Source organism: Flavobacterium sp. (assembly GCF_031537875.1).
GTDB lineage: Bacteria > Bacteroidota > Bacteroidia > Flavobacteriales > Flavobacteriaceae > Flavobacterium.
In genome coordinates this window covers 139,548-152,035 of sequence record NZ_JAVKNB010000014.1, presented here as the reverse complement: position 1 = coordinate 152,035, position 12,488 = coordinate 139,548, and the positions used below count along the sequence as shown (strand labels likewise).

9 protein-coding genes are annotated in these 12,488 nt (G+C 34.8%); 8 read left to right on the top strand and 1 reads right to left on the bottom strand.

The window, feature by feature from the left end:
- Positions 1–917 precede the first annotated feature (917 nt).
- The 8 genes from ppsA (at position 918) to RMR09_RS09940 (ending at position 11,307) form a co-directional block, all read left to right on the top strand.
- Positions 918–3,344: a phosphoenolpyruvate synthase gene (ppsA, locus tag RMR09_RS09975; protein WP_310595649.1), complete on the top strand. Its 2,427-nt coding sequence runs from the start codon at positions 918–920 to the stop codon at positions 3,342–3,344.
- Between the two features lie 4 nt (positions 3,345–3,348).
- Entirely contained in the window at positions 3,349–4,104 is a 756-nt protein-coding gene (locus RMR09_RS09970) for an SDR family oxidoreductase (RefSeq protein ID WP_310595648.1), read from the top strand.
- A gap of 44 nt (positions 4,105–4,148) precedes the next feature.
- Positions 4,149–5,306 (top strand): phospholipase D-like domain-containing protein, encoded by a 1,158-nt coding sequence (locus tag RMR09_RS09965; RefSeq protein WP_310595647.1) that lies wholly within the window; start codon positions 4,149–4,151, stop codon positions 5,304–5,306.
- A gap of 123 nt (positions 5,307–5,429) precedes the next feature.
- Entirely contained in the window at positions 5,430–6,212 is a 783-nt protein-coding gene (locus RMR09_RS09960) for an ABC transporter permease (protein WP_310595646.1), read from the top strand.
- A 3-nt stretch (positions 6,213–6,215) separates the two neighbouring features.
- Positions 6,216–6,956: an ATP-binding cassette domain-containing protein gene (locus RMR09_RS09955; RefSeq protein ID WP_310595645.1), complete on the top strand. Its 741-nt coding sequence runs from the start codon at positions 6,216–6,218 to the stop codon at positions 6,954–6,956.
- A gap of 8 nt (positions 6,957–6,964) precedes the next feature.
- Positions 6,965–7,978: an MlaD family protein gene (locus RMR09_RS09950; RefSeq protein ID WP_310595644.1), complete on the top strand. Its 1,014-nt coding sequence runs from the start codon at positions 6,965–6,967 to the stop codon at positions 7,976–7,978.
- 7 nt (positions 7,979–7,985) lie between these two features.
- Positions 7,986–9,023, top strand: a complete 1,038-nt coding sequence (locus tag RMR09_RS09945) for a pesticidal protein Cry7Aa (RefSeq protein ID WP_310595643.1) — start codon at positions 7,986–7,988, stop codon at positions 9,021–9,023.
- A gap of 13 nt (positions 9,024–9,036) precedes the next feature.
- Positions 9,037–11,307, top strand: coding sequence for a glycosyltransferase (locus RMR09_RS09940; RefSeq protein WP_310595642.1), 2,271 nt, complete (start codon positions 9,037–9,039; stop codon positions 11,305–11,307).
- On the opposite strand, the gene RMR09_RS09935 is transcribed toward RMR09_RS09940, so the two are convergent.
- On the bottom strand, positions 11,293–12,417 hold the full coding sequence (locus RMR09_RS09935; protein WP_310595641.1) for a cysteine desulfurase family protein: 1,125 nt from the start codon (positions 12,415–12,417) through the stop codon (positions 11,293–11,295). The two genes, RMR09_RS09940 and RMR09_RS09935, sit on opposite strands and share 15 nt — an antisense overlap.
- Positions 12,418–12,488 lie beyond the last annotated feature (71 nt).

Below are 12,488 nucleotides of genomic sequence, written 5' to 3'. Positions count from 1 at the left end.
AGTTTTTTTAAGAAATATTTTTCTCGTTTTACTCCACTTCTACTTACTCAATATCTCTAAGAACTTGTCCCCTTTTAGGGAGGGCAAAGATAATTACTTTTTTATCTCTAGCAAATCTTTTTATAAAAATTTCTTCCTATTTTATTTCAACTCGCTTTTCAATATTTAAGTAAGAACGTCGCCTCTAATGCGGGTGCAAAAGTACAACCTAAATCCACTTTTACAAGCTTTTTTAAACTTTATTTTTTTCCTCTTTCTTAACTCGCTGATTTAAAGTTTTGTAAATAACAAAGTTTTTTTTGAATTGGATAGACGCAAAGACTATTTGGCGGAATTCACCGCAGATTCGCAGGTTTTTAAACCATATAAGTCATAGAAGTTTTTGAAATGTTATTGAACTTGGAATGTTGAACAACGAATGTTGAATTTTGAACTTTGAAATTGTTATTGAAATTAATTTTTTACCATATAAGGAATATAAGGGAATATAAGATTTTGGAAATTTGAAATTCTTATTGAATTTTGAACTTTGAATTTTGAACTTTGAATTTTGAACTTTGAATTTTGAAATTGTTATTGTTATTGTTATTGTTATTGAAGGTAAACCCGCATTAGGGATAGTAGCGAAAAGCCCACAGCGATGTGGAGCAAAGCGCAACTAAGCGAGGACTTATAGCGGATAGCCCGACCTGTACTTGCGAGGCTACGAAGCAAACAGGTAACGCCATAATAATTTAAAATTATCATTTATAGTATTGAAAATCAATTATTTATTTCTTATATTTATATTATTGTTTTAATTAGAGACTCCTACTCTCTTTGTTTGAATTCCCCAAACCGAAAATTTTCAATTAATAAGCATCCTATATATAGTGTGTTTTTAATGGTTGTTTTTAAATTTTTAAATCATAAAAAAAATGGGGAATTACAAGTACATTTTGTTCTTTAATGAAATACAAATGGATTCTATTAATGAAGTTGGAGGAAAAAATGCCTCGCTTGGCGAGATGTACAACCAACTTAGTCCTATTGGAATTCAAATTCCGAATGGGTTTGCAGTTACTGCCGAAGGATATCGTTTGTTCCGTAAAGAAAATCAGTTAGAAAAAGCATTGGAGGATTTACTCCACTCATTAGACACAACTGACTACTCTAACCTATCGGATGTAGGCACTGCCGCAAGGAAATTAATTCTCTCCGCGGTCATCCCGAAGGCAATTGTACTAGAAATTTATGATGCCTATCAATCTTTGAGTAAGGAATGTAAGATTGATCTAGCAAGTGTAGCTGTTCGGAGTAGCGCGACATCAGAAGACTTGCCTACAGCTAGTTTTGCTGGACAAATGCAATCTTTTTTACATGTTTCTGGAGAAGGACAATTACTAGATGCTGTTCATCACTGTTTTGTTTCCTTATTTACTGATCGAGCTATCAAATACCGTTTCGATATGGGGTTTGAACAACTTGATATTGCAATTTCTGTGGGTGTTCAACAAATGGTACGAAGTGACAAATCGGCTTCGGGAGTGGCTTTTACTATTGATCCTGATTCTGGTTTTGAAAACACTATTATCATCAATGGGATTTGGGGTTTGGGTGAAAATATTGTTCAAGGTACTGTTACGCCAGACGAATGGATGGTATTCAAACCCACATTAGAAAATAAAAAATGGCATCCTATTATCAAAAAACATTGTGGAAAGAAAGAGTTTACCATGATTTATAATGAGGAACAAAAAAACACCTCGGCTACCAATACAATTATTAATATCGAAACCGACATAAAAAATCAGGAACGTTTTTCGTTAAGCGATGCTGAAGTTATTCAGCTAGCACAATGGTGCTACTCTATAGAAAAACATTACAAAAAAGCAATGGATATTGAGTGGGCAAAAGACGGCATGAATAATCAACTCTATATTGTACAAGCACGACCCGAAACAATCCATACTAAAACGAATCCAAGAATCAGAAAGACGTACACTCTACTTGAAAAAGGAACGGTTTTATCTGAAGGAATTGCTCTGGGTGACCAAATTGCTTCAGGCAAAGCTCGTATTTTGAAAAGTGCCCAGGAAGGACATTTAGTACAAGAGGGAGAAATTATTGTAACTGATGTAACCAATCCTGATTGGGATCCTATCATGAAAAAGGCGGCAGCAATTGTAACTAATAAAGGAGGACGCACAAGTCACGCCGCAATTGTAGCAAGAGAATTAGGCACCGTAGCCGTTGTAGGATGCGGTGATGCAACAACCAATATAAAAAACGGTCAAGAAATTACGGTATCCTGTGCAGAAGGAAATGAAGGCGTTATCTATAATGGGCTACTCCAATGGAAAATTACGGAGCATGATTTTAGCCAACTACAATTACCTAAAACCTCGCCAATGCTCATTTTGGCCGATCCAGAAAAGGCTTTTGAATGGAGTTACTACCCGAATCAAGGCGTGGGATTAATGCGTATGGAATTTGTTATTTCAAACACTATAAAAATACATCCGCTGGCGCTATGTGAACCTGAAAAAATTACCGATCAGGATACCATTAATCAAATCGCTCAATTAACCAAAGGATATGTCGACCCTAAAGATTATTTCATAGAAAAACTAGCCGAAGCAGTCGCTACCGTAGCCTGCGCCTTCTATCCGAAAGATGTGATTGTACGAATGAGTGATTTTAAAAGTAATGAATATGCTAACCTTATTGGTGGTAAGTATTTCGAACCAGATGAAGAAAATCCGATGATTGGATTTCGTGGAGCTTCAAGATATTACAGCAATTTTTACAGAAAAGGTTTTGCTTTAGAAAGCAAAGCCATGAAAAAAGTTCGTGATGAAATGGGTCTCACTAATGTCAAATTAATGATTCCGTTTTGCCGAACCGTCGAAGAAGGAGAAAATGTACTTAATGAGATGTCTAAAAATGGATTAGTCCAAGGAATTAATGGGTTACAAGTATATGTCATGATAGAAATTCCAAGTAATGTCTTATTGGCTGATGAATTTGCTAAACTCTTTGACGGATTTTCAATTGGCTCCAATGATTTAACCCAACTTACTTTAGGTTTAGATCGTGACTCTTCGCTAGTGAGTTATTTATTTGACGAAGAAAACCCAGCGATTCAATCGTTAATTAAAGAAACCATTCGGGTAGCTAAACGATTTGAAATAAAAGTAGGTTTATGCGGTCAGGCTCCTAGTGACCTACCCCATTTTGCTCAGTTTTTGGTTGCAGAAGGTATTGACAGCATATCATTTACCCCAGACGCTTTGATCAAAGGCATTGAAAATATTTTGGAAGCAGAAAAAAAAGTAAAGAAAATCAAATACAAAACAATTTAATACTATGGAAACACTATTCAAAAATAAAGTAGCACTTATTACAGGAGGAACTTCTGGAATTGGTAAAGCAACAGCTATTGCTTTTGCAAAAAGAGGAGCAAAAGTAGTTGTTGTAGATAAAACCGAAAATTCAGAAGCGCTTTCTGCTATCAAAAAAATAGCCGACAAAATGCTGTTTATTCAGTGCGATGTATCTAATTCTACGGAAGTAAAATTAATGGTAGAAAAAACAATAGCCGCATTTGGGCGATTGGATTATGCTTTCAATAATGCGGGAATCGAAGGTCGAGTAGCTATTACTGCCGATTGTTCTGAAGAAAATTGGGACAACACCTTGACTATTAATTTAAAAGGGATTTGGCTTTGCATGAAATACGAAATTCCTGAAATGTTAAAACACCATAAAGGAGTGATTATCAATTGTGCTTCTGTCGCTGGATTAGTTGGGTTTTATGGCTCTCCCGCATACGTTGCTTCTAAACATGGCGTGATTGGATTGACAAAAACAGCCGCATTAGAATATGCTCAAAAAGGCATTAGGGTCAATGCTGTTTGTCCTGGAATTATTGACACTCCAATGATCGAACGAGTAACCAAAAAAGAAAAAGAGGCCGAAAAACAATTTGCTAAAATGGAACCTGTAGGGCGATTTGGCTCTCCCGAAGAAGTCGCCAATGTGGTAGTTTGGATGTGTTCCGATGAAGCATCGTTTGTAACAGGACATCCTATGGTGGTTGATGGTGGTTTTGTAGCTCAATAAAATTGTGTAATTTTAATACACTAACCGCGAATTCCAATAATGATATGCTTGAATCAAAAAGAAATACTACCCCTCTCCAATCTGTCCAACTTGTACATAGTGGAGAGGATTATTTTTCTAGATTGGAACGAATTATTAATGAAACGGAAACGGAAATCCACATCCAAACTTATATTTTTGAGAATGATGAAACAGGCAAACGCATCTTATTTGCTCTAAAAAAAGCCCTTCAGCGCAACGTAAAAATATACTTATTATTGGATGGATTTGGCTCACTTTCGTTTCCAAATGAAATTACTACCCAACTACAACAAGCGGGAGGAAATATCCGTTTATTTTCTCCTTTATTCTCTGCAAGTTCTTTTTACATCGGAAGAAGATTGCATAAAAAAGTGGTCGTGGCTGATGGGAAAGTAGCGCTTATTGGAGGAATTAATATTACCAATCGATATTCAGGAAGTACATACAAAAAAGCCTGGCTGGATTTTGCAATTGAAATCAACAGCCCAATTGCGAAAGAGATTCAATCTCATTGTAAAGCAAATTATTTTAAAAAGAAAAGTGGCTTACGCAAAAAAATACGCGCTATTACTGAACTTGAGGATAATGTTACTATTCAAATTTTGCAGAATGACTGGCTCAATAGAAAAAATGAAATCTCAAAAGCCTATATTCAATCCATTAGTAATGCTCAAAAAACAATTACCATTGTAGGAAGTTATTTTCTTCCTGGTCGAAAATTGACAAAAGCATTATTAAAAGCTTCCAAAAATAATGTGCAAATTCAATTAATTCTTTCTGGTGTTTCTGATTTACCCATGACACGTAGAGCTTCCTGTTATTTATATTCCAAATTATTGAGACACAACATTGAATTGTTTGAATGGGATCAATCCGTCTTGCACGGAAAAGCAATGATCGTTGACGTGGCTTGGTCTACTATAGGGTCGTTTAACCTCAACAATTTGAGTTCTTATGCTAGTATCGAAATGAATGTGGGTATTCAATCTGTTGATTTTGCACAACTCTTCAACAATGAGCTTCAAGCTATTCTTTTACAATGCCAAAAAATAACCAAGGATTCATTTCAAACCAAAAATACTATTGATTCAAGAATAACCAATGCCTTGGCTTACTTCATCACAAGAGGTATCGAAATTATTGTGACCTATCTTCCTTACACAAGATTCAACCACTCCTGAAGTTTCTGTTTTTTCGACAAACGACCGAAAAATCGGACACAAAACACCTTAACTTACTGAAAATCAATAATTAATAATTGTATATTTGAGAAGTCATTTCTTACTAAAATTAATTCGTTGATCATGAATAGTATTTCTAAAATAATAGAGCTAATCAATGTTTTTTTGGTGGAGATTGGCGAACTCTCTTTTTTCGGATGGCGTTTTTTAAAAGAAAGTATCAAACGTCCTTTTGAACTAAAGGAATGTATTAGGCAATGCTATTATATGGGGAATAGATCTTTGCTACTTGTTGCGGTGACAGGATTTATTATTGGATTAGTTTTTACTCTTCAATCTAGACCGACACTGCAGGAATTTGGTGCTGTATCTTGGATGCCCTCCATGGTAAGTATTTCTATTATTAGAGAAATTGGCCCTATCATCACGGCTTTAATTTGTGCGGGAAGAATTGGGTCGGGAATTGGTGCTGAACTAGGTTCCATGCGAGTAACTGAACAAATTGATGCAATGGAAGTTTCGGGAACCAATCCATTTAAATATTTAGTTGTTACTCGAATTTTGGCCACCACATTTATGCTGCCTATTCTAGTCATTTTTGGTGATGCCATTGCGATTTATGGGTCGTATTTAGTTGAAAATATAAAAGGTCATGTTTCATTTTTACTGTATTACAACCAGGTTTTTGATTCGCTAGAGTTTGGCGATTTAGTTCCGGCAACTATAAAAACATTTTTTTTTGGATTTGCTATCGGATTAGTGGGGTGTTTCAAAGGGTATTACTGTAAAAAAGGAACCGCTGGGGTAGGTCTTGCAGCTAATTCGGCAGTCGTATTTACATCGATGTTATTATTTATAATTGATTTTATTGCAGTTTTTGTTACTGATATTTTTTATGATTTATAAAACATGATAGCTCACGACCCCATAATTGAAATTAAAAACTTAAAGAAAAGCTACGGCTCTAATTGTGTGTTGAATGGTTTTAATATGATTTTAAGTGAAGGTGAAAACTTAGTTATTATGGGGAAATCAGGTTCTGGAAAATCAGTGATGATAAAATGTTTAATTGGTTTAGAAGAACCCGATAGTGGCTCTATTAAAATAATGGGACAAGATGTAGGTCAATTGAATCAGGAAAAACTGGACGAACTAAGAACAGAAGTGGGTTTTCTTTTCCAAGGAAGTGCTTTATATGATTCGATGACCGTTAGAGAAAATCTAGAATTCCCATTAAGGCGGCATACTAAAAAATTTGGTTTCATTAAAGACACCACTCCATTAGTAATGGAAGCCTTAAACAATGTAGGATTAGGTCATACCCTTGATTTAATGCCTGAAGAACTTTCTGGAGGAATGAAACGACGAATTGCACTAGCAAGAACATTAATTCTTCAACCAAAAATCATTCTTTATGACGAGCCTACAACTGGATTAGATCCTATTACGGCAAAAGAAATTTTAATACTAATGAAGTCCATTCAAGAAAAATACAATACCTCATCCATCATCATTACACATGATGTGGATTGTGCAAGAGTGATTTCAAACAGAATGATTTTATTAGTTGATGGGATAAATTATGCAGAAGGAACCTTTGATGAATTATCAGAGTCCAAGGACAGTAAAATTCAAGCGTTTTTTAAATAAAAACAAAAATGGAAAAAACAACGGGACAAAAAATACAATTGGGACTATTTGTCATTATAGGTCTATTACTTTTTGTATTGGCAGTTTATTTCATTGGCGACAAGCAAAAAATGTTTGGAAAAACAAATCATTTAATTTCTGTTTTCAATAATGTAAACGGATTACAATTAGGTAACAATGTTCGTTACTCAGGTGTAAATGTAGGTACTGTTCGTTCCATTGAAATGATTAGCGACACTATTATAAAAGTAGATATGATTATTGACAAAAGTATATTTAGCTACATCAATAAAAATGCGGTTGCAATTATTGGTTCTGACGGATTAGTTGGCAATCGAATAATTAATATCCTGCCTGGCAAAGGTAGTTCTCTTCCCGTTAGGGCTGGAGACGAAATAAAATCTATCAATAAAGTTAGTACAGACGAGATGTTAAATACACTGGATATAACGAATAAAAATGTAGCATTAATATCTACTAATTTGCTGAAAACAACCCAACAAATTAACGATGGAAAAGGAACTATTGGCGTATTAATTAAGGATTCAATAGTGGCTAATGAGGTAAAAGCAATTGTGTCTAATTTAAAAATTACTAGCAAAGGGACTGCGCAATTAATCCATAAAGTAAACCAAGTTGTAAATGAATTGGATCAAAAAAACAGTTTGATTGGGGTTTTAAAAGATACTTTGACGGCGCGTAAAATAAAAAACATACTCTTCAATATAGAGGAATCAAGTGCTAAGATCAATGCCATTTCTCAAAATCTAGACAAAACTATTTTGAATATTAAAGATGGAAAAGGCGCTATTAATTACCTGTCTAACAACCCCAAATTAGTCCGAAAAATAGATTCAACAATGACAAATTTAAATACCGCTAGCTTTCTTTTAAATGAAGATTTAAAAGCCGTACAACATAATTTTCTATTTAGAGGGTATTTTAAAAAACAAGAAAAAGAACGATTAAAAGCGCTGAAAATAAAACAAAAAGAATCTCCAGAAACTGATAAAAAATACTAATCACATCATGGTAACAATAGAAAAATTAGGCATCCTATTAAGTCCTACCGAATTTAATTTTGAAAATAGCGGTGTTTTCAATGCGGGAATTTATCAAGAAGGCAGTATCCTTCATATTTTATACCGGGCGGTAGAACACGGCAATTTTTCTACCATTGGATATGCCAAAACAGAGGGTCCGCTTAGCATTACCGAACGAAATGAACAACCGCTTATTCTTCGTGAATTCGATTATGAAAAACATGGTGTTGAAGATCCTAGAATTGTGAAAATTGAAGACACCTATTACATCACGTATACTGCTTATGATGGCGTTAATGCTATGGGAGCATTGGCAACTTCCAAAGATTTAGTACATTTTGAAAAACACGGCATCATCACGCCTCACGTTAACTATCAAGAATATGAAGATTATGTCAACTGTTGCGGTGGTAAAAAATTGAATCCTAAATACCATCAATATTATAATCTTTTTGCACAAATAGGACTCGTCGATGATGAAAATCGATTACTTAGAGATAAAGATATTGTGTTGTTTCCAAGAAAAGTCAACGGAAAGTTTGTATTACTTCATCGCATTTGGCCAGGAATTCAAATTGTACAATTTGAGAATTGGAGCGAACTTACCGAAGCATTTTGGGAGGACTATCTCAAAAATCTAATTCATCATATTGTGATAGATCCAAAAGACTATTTTGAAGTAGATTATATAGGTGCGGGTGGACCTCCAATTGAAACAGAGTACGGATGGCTACTTATTTATCATGGGGTTCAAGAAACCACAACTGGAAAAATTTACCACGCCAAAGCCGCTTTACTTCAATTGGATAAACCCGAAATTGAATTGGCAAGACTTCCCTACCCTCTCTTTTCTCCATCTAAACCGTGGGAAATAGAAGGCGTAGTCAATAATGTTGTTTTTCCTACTGGACATGCTTTGTTTGGAACTGATTTATACATCTATTATGGCGTTGCCGACAGGCATGTTGCAGTGGCAAAGTGCGACATCAATGAACTATTGACTGAATTAAGAAAACAATCCTAAATACCCGCTGATTATGAAATTTGATACTGGAATAAAAATGTTATTAGTAAGCTCCTATCCCTCTCGTGAATGTGGATTAGCCACTTTTTCAAATGATATTGTAAATGCTGTTGCTAATGTTTTTGGTGATACCCTACCCATTGAAGTTTGTGCGCTAGAAAACGAAGGACAGCAATTTGAATATAGCGATGAAGTAAAATATACTTTGTCCACCTCAAATATTGACGATTATAGACTTGTAGCCGAAAAAATAAACGAACGAAATGATATTGGCTTAGTTTGTATTCAACACGAATTTGGGTTATTTGGTGGCGAATTTGGAGATTATATTTTATCATTCATTCTTGCGTTGAATAAACCTATTGTTACGGTGTTTCATACCGTTTTACCCAACCCTGACCAAAAAAGACAAAAAGTGGTTCATGCCATTGCCGACCTATCGGACAGAATTGTGGTTTTGACCAAAAACTCTCAAAATATACTAACTTCCGATTATGAAGTAACTCCCTCTAAAATTTTAGTCATTCCGCACGGAAATCATACCGTCCTTTGGGAACAAAAAGAAAAACTTAAAACCGACTTCAATTTTTCTGATAAAATTGTAATGTCAACCTTTGGTTTGATTAGCGAAAATAAAGGAATCGAGACCGTGTTATATGCACTGCCTGAAATTGTAAGTTCGTATCCCGAGGTAGTTTATTTAGTGATTGGAAAAACACATCCCGAAATTCTTAGAAGAGAGGGCGAAAAATACCGTGATTTCCTTATTGACATTGTCAAAAGACAAAATCTTGAGAATAACGTAATTTTTGTAAATGAGTACTTAGAATTAAAAGAACTTCTCGATTACTTAACGTTATCTGACATTTATTTATTCTCTTCTAAAGACCCAAATCAGGCGGTGAGTGGTACATTTGCTTATGCCATGAGCTGTGGCTGCGCTGTCATTTCAACCCCTATTCCACATGCCAAAGAATCACTACACAACGAAAACGGAATTCTATTAAATGGTTTCGATCAATCAGACGAATTTCAAGAAGCCATATTCCGTTTGATAGAAAATACAGAAACCCGAGTAGGAATGGGTAAAAATGCGTTTGCTACTTCAAGTTCGACCTCTTGGAAAAACATTGCTATTCAATACCGACTGCTTTTTGACCAATTGACTAATCGAGAAGATGACTTAAAATTTAATTTTCCTCCAATAAAATTCGATCACATTAAAAATTTAACTACAGACCAAGGTATTCTACAATTTTCAAAATTTAGTCAACCTGATCCTGAGTCAGGATATACTCTTGATGACAATGCAAGGGCATTAATTAATATGGTGCTTTACAACAAAGTATATCCCGATGAAAATTGTTTGAAATTAGCCAATACCTATTTGAGTTTTATCGAAGGAATTCAAGAAAAAGACGGCTGGTTTAACAACTACAAAGATTTTAACGGTCAATTAACTCCTCAAAATGAAGAAGTAAATCTTGAAGATGCTAATGGCAGAGCGCTCTGGAGTTTAGGAACAGTGATTTCACATCGTGATACTTTACCCTTAGATATGATTTCGCGTGCGGTACAATGTTGGGACAAAGCCATCCAAAAAATTGATACTATCAGATCGCCTAGAGCCATCGCTTATGCTATAAAAGGACTTTATCATTATTATTTGACGTATAAAAATGAAGATGTCAAAATGGCTATCGAAAGATTAGCTGATGAATTGCTACGTCATTACGACATCCATTCAGAAGAAAATTGGTGTTGGTACGAAGATTATATGACCTATGCTAACAATGTGCTTCCTGAAGCTATGATGTACAGTTACTTAGTTACTGGAGAACTGAAATACAAAAAAATTGCCATAATCACTTTCGACTTCTTATTGTCCCACTATTTCATGAAAGGACAATTGAAAGTAATTTCTAACCGAGGATGGTTCAAAAAAGAAAATGAACGATTTTTTTATGGTGAACAGCCCATAGAAGTAGCTACTACAATTATAGCTTTGGATTTATTTTATGAAATTACCAAAAATAAAAAATACAAAGATCAACTCCAATTGGCTTTCGTATGGTTTTTAGGCAATAATCATCTGAAACAAATTATGTATAATCCTGAAAATGGCGCCTCTTATGATGGTTTAGAAGATACCCATGTGAACATTAACCAGGGTGCTGAATCTACGTTGTGCTTTTTCAAAGCGCGATTGATTATGGAAAAATACTCTGAATATAATTTAGCAAATAGTTATTCTAACCTGAAAGCAGAACTAAGCCGTTTTTAATACTTCAATAAGATAATCGATATCTTCTTTAGTATTGTAGTGACTAAAAGAAATACGTAAACTCGGTTTAGTTAATTCTTCAGCAGAAAGAATTTCAGCCAAAACATGTGACGGATTACTACTGCCTGATTGACAAGCACTACCGCGAGAAACAGCTATCCCTTTGATATCTAAATGAAACAATAGCATTCCTGCTTTGTCATCTGATAAAGGTAGGATTACGTTTATAATATTATAAAAGCCATTTTCGGTACCAATTACTTTTGAATTAGGAAATTCTTTAGTCAATTGAGAAATACAGTATTGTTTTAAATCAGCGATATAAACTCTTTCTTTATCAAGATTAGCATATGCCATTTCCAAGGCTTTTGCCATTCCGGCTACTTGATAGATTGATTCTGTTCCGCCTCGCATTCCTTTTTCTTGTTCTCCCCCCAAAAGCAAGGGTTGTAATCCTGAATTTTTACGAATAAAAGCAAACCCAATTCCTTTTGGACCATGAAACTTATGCGCACTAGCAGAAATAAAATCAATAGGCAATGCCTTTAAATCAATTTCAGTTTTTCCTACAGATTGTACTGTGTCCGAATGAAAAAGAGCATTGTGTTCTTTGCAAATAATCGCTATTCGTTCTAAATCCAGCACTACTCCTACTTCATTATTCACATGCATTAAACTCACCAAGGTTTTCACTTCTTGTGAAAGCAATTCAACTAAATGTGTAACATCAATACTTCCATCCGATTTTATGTTCACAAAATCTACCTGAATGTCAAATTCTTTTTGCAAAGCCAAAGCAGGATACAAAACCGCATGGTGTTCTACTTTAGTAGTAATGATGCGTTGAACCCCTAAATCTCTGACTGCTGAACGCAAAATCCAATTGTTAGCCTCAGTTCCTGAAGAGGTAAAAAAGATTTCAGAACCTACTACATTCAGTTGTTTCGCAATAGATTTTCGAGAAAGTTCCAAAACACTTTTGGCATTTCGGCCAAAGCTGTGCGTTGAGGAAGGATTTCCATAATCTTCAGTCATTAATCGAGTGATTTCTTGAATCACTTCTGGACGAATTGCAGTGGTAGAGGCGTTATCTAAATATACTTTCTTCATACGAGCAAATTTATAAAATATCTTCACAATTAGTCTAATCCTACTAATTAATTATCGTTTTTTTGACTATT

Bases quoted from the DNA above. Each gene is read 5' to 3' on its own strand.
- ppsA (WP_310595649.1), top strand. From the start codon at position 918: ATGGGGAATTACAAGTACATTTTGTTCTTTAATGAAATACAAATGGAT.
- RMR09_RS09970 (WP_310595648.1), top strand. From the start codon at position 3,349: ATGGAAACACTATTCAAAAATAAAGTAGCACTTATTACAGGAGGAACT.
- RMR09_RS09965 (WP_310595647.1), top strand. From the start codon at position 4,149: ATGCTTGAATCAAAAAGAAATACTACCCCTCTCCAATCTGTCCAACTT.
- RMR09_RS09960 (WP_310595646.1), top strand. From the start codon at position 5,430: ATGAATAGTATTTCTAAAATAATAGAGCTAATCAATGTTTTTTTGGTG.
- RMR09_RS09955 (WP_310595645.1), top strand. From the start codon at position 6,216: ATGATAGCTCACGACCCCATAATTGAAATTAAAAACTTAAAGAAAAGC.
- RMR09_RS09950 (WP_310595644.1), top strand. From the start codon at position 6,965: ATGGAAAAAACAACGGGACAAAAAATACAATTGGGACTATTTGTCATT.
- RMR09_RS09945 (WP_310595643.1), top strand. From the start codon at position 7,986: ATGGTAACAATAGAAAAATTAGGCATCCTATTAAGTCCTACCGAATTT.
- RMR09_RS09940 (WP_310595642.1), top strand. From the start codon at position 9,037: ATGAAATTTGATACTGGAATAAAAATGTTATTAGTAAGCTCCTATCCC.
- RMR09_RS09935 (WP_310595641.1), bottom strand. From the start codon at position 12,417: ATGAAGAAAGTATATTTAGATAACGCCTCTACCACTGCAATTCGTCCA.